Here is a 14,065-nt window from a genome sequence, read left to right as displayed (position 1 = left end):
GCGGGGCATCTATCCAGTTTGCGCAACGGTGGCTGCCACTTTTTGGCGCATGTGGCGTTTAGTCGCGAAACGGCACACCTAAGCTCCGCGAACGGCTAAACCAACGCCTCGCCAAGCCCGGCCATAATCGGGCGCATAACAATCTGAAAACGTGATTCGCGATGGCGATCAAGGTCTTGCAAACTCTGGACGTCGACCAGCAAAGGACGGCCATCGACGGCTGGCACCAGCACTACGCGCAGATGTCGGCGGGGCGTTTCCACGGCAGCATCGTGCATGCCCAATGCAACGGCGTGGAAGCCTACGAAGAACGGATGAACACCCGCGTCGAGCAACATTTCCACGCGCCCGACAACGCCCTGGTGTTCAGCTTCGACATGGCCGACGGCGCCCTGTACCTGCTCAACAGCGAAACCCAGAACACCTGGATCACCCCCGAGAACTACCGCGAAGTGGCGGTGGTGATCGACCTCGACTTGATGGGCCAACCGCCCTGCCCCAACAGCCTCGACGGCCTGCTGCTGACGCCGCTGAAGTCGCAGCAGAGCCAGGTGTTCAGTTCATGGTTGAGTTACGTGCTGAACAAACTTTCTGCCACGCCGGGCGCCAGTCTGGACGCCAACTTGTCGCGGCAACTGGTAGACGACTGTTTATTCGTCCTCGACTGCTCGTCGCGCTCGCTCGACCAATCGCGGCAACGGCGCCTGGCCGAAGACCGGCGCATCGTCGGCAAGGTATTCGAGCTGGCCAGCGCCTACCCGGAAGACAATTTCAACGTGCTGGAACTGGCGACCGCGGCCGGCGTGACCGTGCGCCAGTTACAGCATTCGTTCACCCAGTTCACCGGCATTACCCCCAGCGCCTGGCTGCGCCTGCGCCGGCTGAACGCCGCCCACCGCGACCTGGCCCGCGCCGCGCCAGAGGAAACGACGGTGGCAGAGGTGGCCATGCGCTGGTCGTTCTGGCACTTGGGACGGTTTTCGGAAGCGTATCGGGGCTTGTTTAACGAGATGCCCCGGTGCACGTTGCAGCGGCGCTGGAGCTGACAGCCGCAGCGCTCACCTGTAGGAGCCAGCTTGCTGGCGAATGGATTGGCTGCGCCGATGACGCCAAGATCAAAAGCTCGAGGCTAAAGCCTCTCCTACAAAAAACTCACCACCTGTAGGAGAGGCTTTAGCCTCGATGCTGTTCGCCCTACTAAATCGCAGACAACAAAAAACCCGCCGAAGCGGGTTTTTCTCAGACCATCCCAACATCCTGTCGGCAGCCACCTTGGCAATGGTCGATCGTCCCTGATCCTGAAGCACTCCCTGCGCTTCAGTGACGGGGTTAGATTAAGAAATCTCCTACATATATAAAAGGCGATATCGGAGCCGCTTCTTGTAAGCCTTTCGCTATAGCGCGCTGGCGAATGGCTTACTCGGCGCCCGGGCTGGAATAAACCGAGCGCTCGCTCGGGCTAAAAGTGGGCGTGTGGTTGCGCCCGGCGAATGCTCCGCAACGCCTTAAGAACGGCCCTTGCCTGTTGCTGAGCAAACAGCACTACAGCAACCTGCGCCGCGCCCAGCACTTAATTCGGCGTAATCAACGCCTCGCCCGGCCGATATGCCACCTAAAAACGTGCCAGCCGTCGCAAACCGTCCGTCTTGTCATCGTTTAGTAGCAGCCGACCCTTTTACTGCACAGCAAGGGTGCAGGAATTCAAGCAGGGGCTGAGCCCGTGCGGCCTGGAGCGGTGACTTCGCCGTCATAAATCGACCGTTGATCGGACGACCGGCTGTCATATGCCGGGAACAAAGACGAAAAAATCAATCCAACGAAAGTCGAGTCTAACGCTGACGCGGCACGGGCTCAGAGGGACATTTCCGACGCGGAAAATGGCGAATTCCGCTAGGTGTAAGGGACTTAAGACAGCGAGATGGCAGGTTGCTACTGTCGATGCAGACGGCTTATGCTCCGCGCCCCGCTAGCCGAGGGTAAATATTTTCTGAACTTTTGAGAGAAAATAAACCTAAGAAAATCAGCTAGAAATCTCCGCTAACCCGGAGCGCCATGAAAGCGACACATAGTGTCGATACCATGAACGTAGTGTGATGGCATATTTCGTGCTTCGTGTGAATTAGGGCCTGGTTCGAGTGCGTGGTGATTCCACACACGACTCCAGTTTTATCAGCCAGCTTGATCTCGCGAAGTGGAGTGAACGGTCTATGGAAAGACTTAGCACCACCCAGCCGGCCTGGTACCTCTTGCAATGCAAGGCGCGCCAAGACAGTCGCGCTGAGGAGAATTTGCTTCGGCAGAATTACGTGACCTTCCGGCCGCAGTGGGTGACCCAACGCGTGCTGCGTGGCAAGCGCCAGGATGTGCTTGAGTCACTGTTCCCCGGCTACCTATTCATCCAGTTGAGCCATGAGGACAACTGGTCTGCGCTGCGCTCCACGCGCGGAGTCAGTCGCATCGTTAATTTCAACCACGGCCCCGCCTCGGTGACCGATCAGGTCATTGAGCATTTGCGTGCGCGCTGTTCGGGGGAAATGCCCAGCCAGCTGTTCCAGCCGGGCGACAAGTTGCAAATCATCCAAGGGCCATTGAGCACGCTGGAAGGAGTCTTCCTGGCGATGGATGGCACGGAACGCGTGATGATCCTGTTGCAGTTGTTGAGTCGTGAACAGCCCGTTCGCGTGCCCTTGAGTCATATCAAGAGCGCGTAGAGAGGCCGGCAATAACCGTCGTACTAAATGCTCCAGCTGAACCGGCCATCGATGTGGCCGGCCACCCGTAGTGCTCGAGCAGTTTTAATCACATCAGCTAGCCGCGTTATCAAGGACCATACGTGCAACCTTGGGGCGGTAGCGTGGAAAAACGATCACTTTCATCCCGCTGGCGACCTTTGCCAGCCCGTTACAAAGGACTACTTCATGCGTGCCATTTCTGCCTGTGCCCTTATGTTGCTCGCCCTGACTGCTGGCGTTGCGAACGCCGCCGAAACTGTGCGCTCGTCCGCAGTTTTGATTGCCGCCGAGGACACCAATTCCAGCGCTAATGACGGCGCAACAGGCGCGCCAAGCGGTGGCAACGCAGGCACCGGCAGCACAGCGAAAACCGCAAGTCCGAGCTGAGCAAATGTTGATGAAACCATTTGCTATCGCCGCGCACTAAGCGAAGCGGCACAGCTCACCCGCTTACCCCTGACGCGCGCCCTGCCGCAGGCATGAACAAGCAAGGACTTCGCATGAAATCGATCCGTCGGCTCGCCATTACGCTTGCAGCCCCAACCGTAATTCCCGCCTCGGCTTGGGCATTGGAACCGCAGAGTGTCGACGTATTCGGCCTGCAGTTCACCCCGACCCTGACGATGAAAGAAAGCTACGACGACAACTTCCGCGAGCTCGAACATCACGAAGAATCGTCGTGGATCACCACTATCAAACCGGCTTTCGAGTTGCTGGCTGAAGACCGCAACAGCGCGTACCGCCTGACCTACGAAGCCGACAGCGACATTTACCACGACGCCTCCGATGCCAGTAACACCGACCACAAGGTGCTGCTCGAAAGCATCATGGAGTTCACTTCCAGCCATCGCCTGAAGCTGGAAGCCGGGTACGACAAAATCGAGGAAACCGGTGACACCGCCGTCGCCGATGAAAACGACAAGTACCACTCCACGCATGTTGGAGGCCTGTACACCTTCGGCGCCAAAACCGCCGATAACCGCCTCGACTTCGGTGCCAACTACGAAGAGCTGCGTTACGACAACAGCGGCGACATCAACGCCGATGAAGAGCGCGACACCACGGCGTTCAACACCGTGTGGTACCACCGCCTCGGCGGCTCGACCAACTCGTTGGTTGAATATCGCCACTACGACTACGACTACGTACAAAAGAACAGCCCGCGCAACAGCACCAACGACGCCGTACTGGTCGGTGGGGTCTGGGAAGCCACGGCGAAAACCACCGGCAAAATGCGTGTGGGTTATGAGAAGAAAAACTTCGATGACAGCAGCCGCGACGACCTGACCAGCCCTATGTGGGAAATCGGCGTCGACTGGAGCCCACGCACCTACTCCACCTTCAGCCTGACCACTCGCCGCGCCTTCGACGAAGGTGACGACGGTTCCGACGCAATCAAGAACACCAGCACCTCGCTGGCCTGGGCGCATGGTTGGACCGAGCGCATCACCTCCACTGTGCAGTACGAGTTCGGCACCAAAGACTACGAAGGTCAGGACCGCTCCGATGACCTGCAAGTGATCGGTTTCAACCTCAACTACAAGATGCGCCGCTGGCTGGATATCGGCGTTGGCTATAGCCACCGCGACAACGATTCCGACGCGGCTGAACAAAGCTTCAAACGCAACGTGTACATGGTCAGCCTGACCGGCAGCCTTTGAGCCATACCACCTTGAGCCTATCTATGATTCGCAGACTTTTTCTCTCGCTGATTACCCTGGTCTTCTGCCAACTGGCCGTAGCCGAAACAAGTGGCGGGCAATACCAGCTCGCCTCGGGTGACGTTGTGCGCATTCAGGTTTACGGCGAGCCGGACCTGAGTTTTGAAGAAATCCGTCTGAACGATGCGGGCACGTTCACCTACCCGTTCGTAGGCCAGATCGACGCACGCGGCAAGACGCCTAACCAGATCGAAGACCTGATCGCCAACAAACTCAAAGAAGGCTATCTGAAAGACCCACGCGTGACCGTCGCAGTCGTGACGTACCGTGAGTTCTACATCAGCGGCGAAGTGCAAAAGCCTGGCGGTTATCCGTATCAGCCGGGCCTCACCCTGCAACGTGCCATTGCCCTTGCCGGCGGCCTGACGGAGCGTGCTTCGACCAAGCGCGTGACCATCGTGCGCGGCACCGGTGAAACACGTCAGGGCGAAAAAGCCACCCTCGAAACCGCCATTCTTCCTGGCGACACCATCACCATCGAGCAAGGTTTTTTCTGATGAATGATCTGCAGCGCATCACCCCAGAGCGCGTCTTGCCGTTTCGTAATCACCACGAAGACGAAGATGTCATCGACCTGAAAAAACTCGGCGAAACCCTCTGGCAGGGCAAGTGGAACATCCTGGCCTTGATTGTCATCGTCACCATGTTGGCTGTGGTCGCGGTGCTCAACCTGACGCCTCAATACCGCGCCAACTCGATTCTGCTGATCGAGGACAAGCACGCGCCGGTGTTGTCGTTCCAGCAAATTCTCGACCCGTCCGACAGCGGCAGCGAATACCTGCAAACCCAGTTGGCGCTGCTGCAATCGCGCGGCTTGGCCGAGCGTGTGGTGCGCAAGCTGAATCTGACTGACGAGCCGATGTTCGACCCGCGTCAGCACGCCGAATCGGCCTTTGCCCCACGCGCCATTCTGGCCAAGCTGGGCGTCGGCGAACTGATTCCTGGCTTGCTGCCCGAAGAAGATCCGAATGCCGGCCCGACTGAAGAGCAAGTGTTCGACATCGTCACCCAGCGCCTGCGCGACGAAATCGAACCTGCCCTACTCGGCAAGAGCAAGTTGATGGCTATCGGCGTTGAACTGCCGAACCCTGAACTGGCAGCGAAAATTGCCAACGCCGTGGCCGAAGGCTTTATCGACAGCCAATTGGACGCCAGCCTAGAAACCTCGCTGGCCACCACCAACTGGATGAACTCGCGCCTGGAAGAACTGCGCAGCAAGTTGAAAACCGCTGAGGACAAACTGCAGGCGTACCGCGAACAAGAAGGCCTGGTTGACGTAGACGGTGTGGCCACCATCAGCGCCAATGAGCTGTCGATGACCGGCAACCGCATGATCGATGCCCGCCGCGCTCGCGCCGAAGCCGAAAGTCAGTACCGTCAGGTGCAGAAAATGAGCACCACCGGCGACCTGGAACGTCTGGCCAGCGTGCCTGCCGTTCTCGGCCACCCGCTAATTCAGCAATTCAAAGCCGACGTGGCCCGCGCCCAAGCCAAGGTTGAGGAAATGTCGCGCCGTTATGGCGACAAGCACCCGGCGATGGTCGGTGCCCGTTCCGAGTTGTCGGCCGCTACCGCCAGTCTGCAAGCGCAGGTGCAATTGGTGGTCGCTGGTATCGAGCGCAACTACCAACTGGCCCAGGCCAACGAGAACTCGCTGCGCTCCTCGTTCAACAACAACAAGGCACAGATTCAGGACATCTCCCGCAAGGAGTTCAAGCTGCGTGAACTGCAACGTGAAGTGGACACCAACCGTTCGCTGTACGAGACCTTCCTCACCCGCTTGAAAGAAACCGCGGCGACCTCGGACATGAACTCGGCCAACGCCCGTATCGTTGACCGCGCCATCGTGCCGACCAAGGCCAGCAAGCCACGTAAGCCGTTGATCGTTTCGATTGCAGCGGTGTTGGCGGCGGTGCTGGGCATCGGTCTGACCTTGCTGTTCGAAGCCATGAACAACAGCTTCAAGAGCACCGAAGACGTCGAAAGCAAACTCAACGTGCCGGTTCTGGGTGTGGTGCCATTGGTGCCGAAGAAGAACCGTCATCAGGTCGCGCATCTGTTCGAGCAGAACGAGAACAAGGCCTTCAGCGAGTCGATACGAACGCTGCGGACCAGCCTGGTACTTACCGACCTCGACAGCCCGCGCAAAATCGTACTGGTCACCTCCTCCGTACCGGGCGAGGGCAAGAGCTCGATTGCCAGCAACCTGGCCTTCTCGGTTGCCCACATCGAAAAAGTGCTGCTGATCGACGCCGACTTGCGCCGCCCAACCATGGCTCGCAACTTCGACTTCCCGGTCGGCACGCCTGGCCTGGCCAACCTGATTGCCGGTACCGCCAAGCTCGATGAATGCATTCGCACCGTGGGCAACGTCGACATGATGCCAGCCGGCATGGTGCCGCCGAACCCGCAGGAACTGTTGTCGTCGGCACGTCTGACCAACATTCTGGAACTGCTGAAAACCCGCTACCAGCGCATCATCATCGACTCGCCACCGACCATGGCGGTGAGTGACTCGAAGCTGTTGGCCACCACCTGCGACGCGCTGATCTATGTGGTTCGCGCCGAGCACACCTCGATTCCGATGGTGCAAAAAGGCATGGGCCAGTTGCTGCAAAACAACGCGCCGGTGACCGGTGTGGTGCTGAACCAAGTGGACCTGAGCAAGACCTCGAAATACGGCTACAGCTATGCCAGCTATTACGAAAACTACGGCGAAACGCCGAAAGCCTAGCGCTGCCCTGCAGCGCTCCTGCGGCTGTTTGAGTGGCGCCCTGTTGGCCACTCGTCATTAATCCGAACCGGCGCCAGACGCCGGTCATGGATTACCGTTCCACCCCTTTAAATCCGCCGTTCTCTGCCTGGTGGTGACCGTTGTAAATGGGGTCACGACCTGCGTGAGCTACGCCCGGAGGCAACATGATCGACCTGCACTCACATTTGTTACCTGGCATCGATGACGGTGCCGAAACCATGGACCAGGCATTGGAAATGGCTGCGCATGCGGTCGCCTGCGGAACCACCCACATGGTTTGCACGCCGCACCTGCATCCGGGCCGTTACCACAACACCAAAGCCAGCATTCGCGGTGCGGTGTCGCAATTCGCCCAGGCGTTGGCCCGTGCCGGTATTCCTTTGCAAGTGAGTGCAGCGGCCGAAGCACGTTTTGATTCAGACCTGCTGACCCTGGCCATGAAGGGCCAACTGCCCTTCCTCGGCGAATGGAATGGGCGCCAGGTGTTGTTGCTTGAATTCCCCCACAGCGAGATTCCGCGCCAGGCTGAAAAGCTCACTGGCTGGATGCTGAAGAACAATATTCAACCGCTGATTGCTCACCCCGAACGCAACAAGGAATTAATGGGCGCTGGTAATCACAAACGAATCGAACCCTTTCTGGCCCAAGGCTGTCTGTTGCAGGTCACCGCTGGGGCAGTCGCCGGTTACTTCGGTAATCCGGCCCAGGAACTGGCCGAACGCTTCCTTCTGGAAGGCCAGGTCACCGTACTCGCCAGCGATGCGCACAACATGAAACACCGTCCACCAGACCTGCGCCCCGGCCTTGAACACGCCGCTGAATTAATCGGCGAATCAGCCGCGCGCCTGTTGGTAGACGACAACCCGTGGCGTATTGCCCGAAGCCATTTTGCCGCCGCGAGTGCCGCATGACCGATACACCGCTACAACAGCCATCGCCGCAACAGCCGCCGCGCACCGAGCGCCGTGGCAACCGCCAGCCGCCCAAGCCGCAGTCGCCGCTGTATCGCGCGCTGACCGGTGTGTGCCTGGTGGGTTCGTTGGTGGCCTTGGTGCCGGCGGCACAAATGGCCGTGGCCGGGTTGGCCAGCTACCGCACTGAAACCACATTGCTACGTTGGCAAGCCAACGGCCAGGTACCCGCTGAAATCAAATGGCAGCACGCCCTGCGCGCCGCTCAATTGGCAAACACCTGGTACCCGGTCGCAAGCGGCACGTACCTCGAACAACTGGGCCAGGTGTACAGCTGGCGCGCCTTCGATCAACCCGTTGGCGCCGACAGCGCTCGCGAATCGCGCCTGCTGGCGGCTGCTGCCTATCGCCACTCGGCGCGGGCACGGCCGACCTGGCCGACCACCTGGGCGCACCTGGCCCAAAGCAAATACGCCCTGGGGGAAGTCGACAACGAATTCGCCCAGGCACTCAAGCAAGCAAACGAGTGGGGCCCGTCTCGGCCCGATGTTCAGTTGGAACTTGCAAGCATTGGCCTACGCGCGTGGCCACTGCTGAATCACCAACAACGCGTCGATGCTGTCACTTCTGCACGCCAAGCCATGGATAGCACGAAACAAGCTGCGAACTCCCTGTTCGCCATCGCCCAGGCCAACGGCCTGGAACAAACGCTCTGCACGAGCGTTGGCGATAGCAACGGGGCCCGAAACTACTGCACGCGTGGAGGTAACCAATAAATGACTTCCCAACACAGCAACCTCATGGCGAATCGTCGTGGCCTGACCTTTTGGGGTCAATGGGTCACTGCCATGTTCCTTGCCAACCTGGTACTCACCGCTCTGGTGGTGATGAAATTCGGCTCGATTCCGAGTGAATACCGGGTTCTCGGCATTCTCACCATTCTCGGCTCGGTGCCCTGCTATGCCGCTTTGCAGGTCTACCACAAACGCCATCGCCTGCTTTCGGGCATGGGCCGTTTGCTGGCCGGCTGGTGCTTGTTGCTGGGCGCGTTGATGACCATCGCGTTTGCTACTCAGACCACCGGCGTGTACTCGCGTGAAGTGGTATTCAGCTGGGCGATTCTTGGCTTCACTGTCCAGGTGCTCAGCTATATCCCACTGCGCATGATCACCCGTCTGCACTCGCGCAAACTGCGCAAGGATCGTCGTTCGGTCATCGTCGGCACCGGTACGCTGGCCAAAGACCTCGCCGAAAAACTCAGCCACCCAAGCCGCGTGCCGTTGATTGGCATGATCGCTACGGAAAAGAGCAAGGCCGACGACAACTGCGACCTGCCGATTCTGGGCAACCTCAACGAACTGCGTGATGTGATCGAGCGCGAGAACATCCGCCGCGTTTACATCGCCGTGCCGCTGGGCGAAGTGCAGCACATCGAGAACATCTACATCGACCTGCTCGACATGAGCGTGGACGTGGTGTGGATTCCCGACTTCGGCTCGATGCTGTTGCTTAACCAGTCGATCTCCGAAATCGAACACATGCCGGCCATCTACCTCAACGAAAGCCCGATCAGTTCGCACCCGGCGGCCCTGTTTGCCAAGGAAGCCATGGAGCGCACCCTGGCGGCCATCGCCCTGCTGTTGCTGAGCCCGGTGTTGATTGGTATCGCCATTGCGGTGCGTCGCTCCTCCCCTGGTCCGATCCTGTTCAAGCAGGAACGCCATGGCTGGAACGGTGAAGTGATCAAGGTGTGGAAATTCCGCTCGATGCGGGTTCACGCACCCGAGACCGTGGTGAAACAAGCCACGCGCAACGACGACCGCATCACCCCGGTTGGCCGTTTCATTCGCCGTACCTCGCTGGACGAATTGCCGCAATTGTTCAACGTGGTGTTTGGTGAAATGGCGCTGGTGGGCCCACGTCCGCACGCTGTCACTCACAACATCTACTACACCGACAAGATCCGCGCGTACATGGCCCGTCACCGCATCAAACCGGGCATCACCGGTCTGGCGCAGATCACCGGTCACCGTGGCGAAACCGAAACCATCGACAAGATGCAGCAGCGGGTTAACCAGGACCTCAACTACATCAACCAATGGTCGCTGTGGTTGGACGTGAAAATCCTGATCAAAACGCCGTTCACCCTGTTGTCGAAAAACATTTACTAAGCCGATCAGCCCCGTGCTCGCCACGGGGCTTTTTTGGGCCGCTGCACTTTTTATTCGTCACCCTTTCACTTAACTGTCAGAGCACCGATCCGAACCATGGAAGCCATTCCAATCGCCTTATTCTGGGGTTTCGTACTCCTCAGCCTGTTCGGCAAGCCCCATGCTCTGCTGTACCTTTTTTTCGGCTCGTTCTCTTTTGGCGCCTTTGCCGTCATTCCCTCTGCCCTCACCGGCGGCCTGACCCTGACGCCAACGCCGATCGTGGTGTTGCTGATTGTGGCGCGCACCCTGTGCAGCCGTCCGGGCGTGGAATTTTTCGTCAGCGCTGCGCTGACGCCTAAACGCCTATTGCTGCTGTTTCTGTATTGGGTGGTGGCGCTGTTCGTCACCGTGTTCATGCCGCGCTTGTTCATGAACGAAGTCACCATCATTCCCGTGCGCCTGGAGCTGTCGACCTTCGGCGAACCGCTGCGTCCTTCCACGCAAAACTTCTCGCAGATGGCCTACCTGACCATCTCGGTATTTGCGGTATTCGCCTTCACCCGCTTGATGCGCGACGCGAACATTCGCCAGCAAGCGCTCAAGGCGATCTGCCTGGGTGGTGCCCTGGCGCTGTTCACCGGGTTGCTCGACTTCGCCAGCCAGTTCGTGCCGCTCGACGCCGTGCTGGCGCCGTTTCGTACCGCTACCTATGCACTGATGACCGAAGTGGAAATTCTGGGCGGCAAACGCGTGGTGGGGCTGATGCCTGAAGCGTCGGCGTATGGCTTTCTGTGCATCACCTTCCTGGGTCTGATTTATTTCTTCCGCCACGGTATTCGCGACCGCTGGCTGCGTGAAACCGGGGCGCCGATTTTGATCATCGGCCTGATCGGCATGATCTGGTTGTCGACCTCCTCGGCGGCGTATGTCGGCCTGGTGGTGTTCTTCCTCGCTGCCGCTCTGGAATGGACGGTGCGTAAAAGCTCACGCAATCCGGGCAAAGGCTTGGGCGTGGAGTTCTGGACGGTGTGGAGCGCGATCATTCTGGTGGGCTTGGTGGTGCTGTTCGCCCCTGCCCTGCTCGACCCGATCGTGGAAAAGGTCAACGAAATGGTCTTGAACAAATCCAAGACCAGCTCCTATGAAGAACGCAGCATGTGGACCGCCGTCGGCTGGCAAGCGCTGTGGGACACCTGGGGCGTCGGCGTTGGTATCGGCGCCACCCGCACCTCGAACTTCGCCGCAGCGGTGTTCAGCAACAGCGGCTTGATTGGCGGTTTCCTGTACTTCGCGTTCGTGTGGCAATCCATGCGCCGCAAGATTCCGGCCGGCCCCGAGGCGGTTAACAGCCAGTCGATTCTCAACGGTGTGCGTTATGCCTACATCCCAACATTCATCGTCAGTCTGTTGATCGGCACCACGCCAGACTTCAACAACTACAACGCATTCCTGTATGCCACGGCCTTGGCCGTGGCGCTCGGTTCGCGCAAACAACCCGTGCCGACCCCGGCATTTGGGCAAGGCCCGTGGCGGCCTTTGACCGGCAATCCTCAGGCGGGTGAGTTACCACGATGGTGAAGTCCAAGGACGCGAGCGCTAACAAGTCCCGCGCTGATTTTTTCTTTGTGTATTTGGCTTACACCCTGCGTTACCTCTACTTGCTGTTGCTGATCCCGTTCTACGGTCGCGTGCTGGGCGTGGAAGGCTATGGCGTGGTGCTGGCGGCGATGTCGTTGATGACCATTGCCTGGCGTTTTGTCGAGTGGGGCTTTGCCACCATCGGCATGCGCGAAATGGCCACGGCCACGCCCGACCGCTTCGGCGTGTTGATGGGCCATCACCTCAGCGCCCGTCTGCTGCTCACGGTGGCCGCGATACTCGGCGGCGCCGCCGCGATCATGCTCTCGCCGGTACTGGCAGCGCATCCGATTGCGGGTGCAGCGGCCGTCACTCTGGGCATCGTTTCGGCGTTCAACCTGGGCTGGTATTTCGTCGGCAGCCATCGTCCACGGGCTGCTGTGAAACTGGAAGTGCTCGGCTTCGCGGTCAGCCTGGTATTGATTTTCGCCTTGGTTCGCGACGAAGACGACAGCGGCCTGGTGCTGCTCTCGCTGCTCTGCTCCGGGGTTGTGGCCTCGGGCTTTGCCTACTGGCAAGTGCGCAAGGAAATGACCGGCGCCACTTTGGGTATCAAGCAAGGCGTGCAGTTGATTCGCCAGTCGAGCACGGTGTTCTTGTACACCGGCACCTCGGCGTTGTTGGTGGCCTCGTCCACCTACCTGCTGAGTATTTTGTCCACCTCCGCCGAGGTCGGCTCGTTCGGCGCGGCGGAACGATTGATTGCCGTGGGTTTGAGCGTGATGGGCCCAGCCGGGCAGATCTTCGTACCGAAGATCACCGCCCTGTTCGTCAAGGACATCGACGGCGCCCACGCCCTGATCCGTAAAGCGTTTCTGCTGATTCTCGGCATCGGCCTCGCCGGTCTGGGATGCAGCCTGGTATTGGGTCCGTGGGTGGTGCCAATCATCTTCGGTCCTGGTTTTGAAAACAGCGTGCCGGTGCTGCAACTGATGGCTGTGCTCTTCCCCATCAGTGGCTGCAATCTGGTACTCGCCAGCTATGTGCTGATCCCGCAGCACAAGGAAAGCGTGTTGGCAAAAGTGGTGCTGGCCGGTGCGGCGATCAGCCTGTTGATCGCGGTGCCGCTCGGTATGCATTTTGGGGGGATGGGCATGGCTGTGGCCCGTCTCGTAGGTGAGTCGATTGTGCTGATCAGCCTGACTTACTACTGCTGGAAAATGGGCATTCTGGCTCGTATCTTCAACGTTAAAAAATGATGGATTTTCCAATGAAGGCATTCGTCGTAATCGCCACGAAAGGGCGCGCCAAAGAGACTTACGTTCTGCTCGACTACCTCGAGCGTCAGACCGAGAAACCAGCGCATGTGGTGTTAGTGGGCAGTGAAGCTAAAGACGTTGAAGGATTGGAAGCTCATCCCCTGGTCACCAGCGGCCAAGGCAGCATTTTGCTGTCGCGCGCTGGCCTTACGATTCAACGCAACGCCGGGCTCGATGCACTCGCGCCCCTGGTAGCCGATCTACCCGGCAGTGAATGGTTCGTCACCTTCTACGACGACGACTTCCGCCCAGCGCCCAACTGGCTGGAAAGCGCTGGCAAGGCCATGTTGCTGGATCGCCAGATCATGGGCGTCACCGGCAACGTGTTGGCCGACGGCGTGAACAGCGAATTCGGTGTGTCCGAAGCCGATGCCGCCGCCTACATCAGCGGCCAGAAGCCGGCTGAAAATCACTGGTCGAGCTCCTCGAAACAGAAAGACCTCAGCGGCCTCTACGGCTGCAACATGGCCTACCTCGGCACCGTGGCCACCACGCTGCGCTTCGACGAAAACCTGCCTATGTACGGCTGGCAGGAAGACTTTGACTACTCCAGCCGCACGCGCCAATACGGCCGCGTGGTGTTGGAGCCAAGTTGCCGCGGCGTTCACCTGGGCGTGAGCTCGGGCCGTACCAGCGGCGTGCGCTTCGGTTACTCGCAAATCGCCAACCCGATTTTCCTCGCTCGCAAGGGCACCATGACCTGGCGCACCGCCGCCAAACTCATGTCCAAGAACCTGCTCGCAAACATTGCGAAAACCCTGTTCATGGTTCGCATAAAAGACTTCCCGGGCCGTCTACGTGGGAACTTTCGCGCCTTCAGCGATCTGATCACCGGCAAGCTCAATCCTCTGCACGTCCTGGACTTAAAGCAGTAACCAGCGCGCGCGTATAACAAC

The 14,065-nt window shown here is 59.2% G+C and carries 12 protein-coding genes; all 12 read left to right on the top strand.

Features of this window, described 5'->3' with window-relative positions; all coding sequences use genetic code 11:
* The first annotated feature begins 161 nt into the window (after window positions 1-161).
* The gene (locus ACZZZU_RS20935; RefSeq protein WP_463551711.1) at window positions 162-1,046 is read left to right on the top strand and encodes a helix-turn-helix domain-containing protein; all 885 of its coding nucleotides are present in this window, start codon (window positions 162-164) and stop codon (window positions 1,044-1,046) included.
* Between the two features lie 1,161 nt (window positions 1,047-2,207).
* The gene (gene rfaH, locus ACZZZU_RS20930) at window positions 2,208-2,711 is read left to right on the top strand and encodes a transcription/translation regulatory transformer protein RfaH (protein WP_122492583.1); all 504 of its coding nucleotides are present in this window, start codon (window positions 2,208-2,210) and stop codon (window positions 2,709-2,711) included.
* 207 nt (window positions 2,712-2,918) lie between these two features.
* On the top strand, window positions 2,919-3,119 hold the full coding sequence (locus ACZZZU_RS20925) for a hypothetical protein (RefSeq protein WP_463551710.1): 201 nt from the start codon (window positions 2,919-2,921) through the stop codon (window positions 3,117-3,119).
* A 113-nt stretch (window positions 3,120-3,232) separates the two neighbouring features.
* Window positions 3,233-4,393, top strand: coding sequence for an outer membrane beta-barrel protein (locus ACZZZU_RS20920; protein ID WP_463382024.1), 1,161 nt, complete (start codon window positions 3,233-3,235; stop codon window positions 4,391-4,393).
* 23 nt (window positions 4,394-4,416) lie between these two features.
* A complete protein-coding gene (locus ACZZZU_RS20915; protein WP_122492586.1) occupies window positions 4,417-4,950 on the top strand; it encodes a polysaccharide biosynthesis/export family protein in 534 nt (177 codons plus the stop codon).
* Window positions 4,950-7,187 carry a polysaccharide biosynthesis tyrosine autokinase gene (locus ACZZZU_RS20910; RefSeq protein ID WP_122492587.1) on the top strand — a complete coding sequence of 746 codons (2,238 nt, stop codon included), beginning with the start codon at window positions 4,950-4,952 and terminating at the stop codon, window positions 7,185-7,187. Before ACZZZU_RS20915 ends, ACZZZU_RS20910 begins: the two co-directional genes overlap by 1 nt.
* A gap of 185 nt (window positions 7,188-7,372) precedes the next feature.
* Window positions 7,373-8,119, top strand: coding sequence for a CpsB/CapC family capsule biosynthesis tyrosine phosphatase (locus tag ACZZZU_RS20905; protein WP_122492588.1), 747 nt, complete (start codon window positions 7,373-7,375; stop codon window positions 8,117-8,119).
* Entirely contained in the window at window positions 8,116-8,895 is a 780-nt protein-coding gene (locus tag ACZZZU_RS20900; protein WP_463551709.1) for a hypothetical protein, read from the top strand. The genes ACZZZU_RS20905 and ACZZZU_RS20900 overlap by 4 nt, the downstream gene beginning before the upstream one ends.
* Window positions 8,896-10,290, top strand: a complete 1,395-nt coding sequence (locus ACZZZU_RS20895; protein WP_122492590.1) for an undecaprenyl-phosphate glucose phosphotransferase — start codon at window positions 8,896-8,898, stop codon at window positions 10,288-10,290.
* A 96-nt stretch (window positions 10,291-10,386) separates the two neighbouring features.
* A complete protein-coding gene (locus ACZZZU_RS20890; protein ID WP_463551708.1) occupies window positions 10,387-11,850 on the top strand; it encodes a hypothetical protein in 1,464 nt (487 codons plus the stop codon).
* The gene (locus tag ACZZZU_RS20885; RefSeq protein WP_463551707.1) at window positions 11,844-13,109 is read left to right on the top strand and encodes an oligosaccharide flippase family protein; all 1,266 of its coding nucleotides are present in this window, start codon (window positions 11,844-11,846) and stop codon (window positions 13,107-13,109) included. The genes ACZZZU_RS20890 and ACZZZU_RS20885 overlap by 7 nt, the downstream gene beginning before the upstream one ends.
* A gap of 11 nt (window positions 13,110-13,120) precedes the next feature.
* Window positions 13,121-14,044 (top strand): glycosyltransferase family 2 protein, encoded by a 924-nt coding sequence (locus ACZZZU_RS20880; RefSeq protein ID WP_122492593.1) that lies wholly within the window; start codon window positions 13,121-13,123, stop codon window positions 14,042-14,044.
* Window positions 14,045-14,065: the final 21 nt, after the last annotated feature.

This window comes from Pseudomonas sp. AC136 (assembly GCF_979258585.1).
This window is presented reverse-complemented; position numbering and strand designations above follow the sequence as displayed.

What these genes read in the sequence shown, in the direction of transcription:
- ACZZZU_RS20905 (WP_122492588.1), top strand. Translation starts at nt 7,373, where the DNA reads ATGATCGACCTGCACTCACATTTGTTACCTGGCATCGATGACGGTGCC.
- ACZZZU_RS20900 (WP_463551709.1), top strand. Translation starts at nt 8,116, where the DNA reads ATGACCGATACACCGCTACAACAGCCATCGCCGCAACAGCCGCCGCGC.
- ACZZZU_RS20935 (WP_463551711.1), top strand. Translation starts at nt 162, where the DNA reads ATGGCGATCAAGGTCTTGCAAACTCTGGACGTCGACCAGCAAAGGACG.
- ACZZZU_RS20885 (WP_463551707.1), top strand. Translation starts at nt 11,844, where the DNA reads ATGGTGAAGTCCAAGGACGCGAGCGCTAACAAGTCCCGCGCTGATTTT.
- ACZZZU_RS20880 (WP_122492593.1), top strand. Translation starts at nt 13,121, where the DNA reads ATGAAGGCATTCGTCGTAATCGCCACGAAAGGGCGCGCCAAAGAGACT.
- rfaH (WP_122492583.1), top strand. Translation starts at nt 2,208, where the DNA reads ATGGAAAGACTTAGCACCACCCAGCCGGCCTGGTACCTCTTGCAATGC.
- ACZZZU_RS20910 (WP_122492587.1), top strand. Translation starts at nt 4,950, where the DNA reads ATGAATGATCTGCAGCGCATCACCCCAGAGCGCGTCTTGCCGTTTCGT.
- ACZZZU_RS20895 (WP_122492590.1), top strand. Translation starts at nt 8,896, where the DNA reads ATGACTTCCCAACACAGCAACCTCATGGCGAATCGTCGTGGCCTGACC.
- ACZZZU_RS20890 (WP_463551708.1), top strand. Translation starts at nt 10,387, where the DNA reads ATGGAAGCCATTCCAATCGCCTTATTCTGGGGTTTCGTACTCCTCAGC.
- ACZZZU_RS20920 (WP_463382024.1), top strand. Translation starts at nt 3,233, where the DNA reads ATGAAATCGATCCGTCGGCTCGCCATTACGCTTGCAGCCCCAACCGTA.
- ACZZZU_RS20925 (WP_463551710.1), top strand. Translation starts at nt 2,919, where the DNA reads ATGCGTGCCATTTCTGCCTGTGCCCTTATGTTGCTCGCCCTGACTGCT.
- ACZZZU_RS20915 (WP_122492586.1), top strand. Translation starts at nt 4,417, where the DNA reads ATGATTCGCAGACTTTTTCTCTCGCTGATTACCCTGGTCTTCTGCCAA.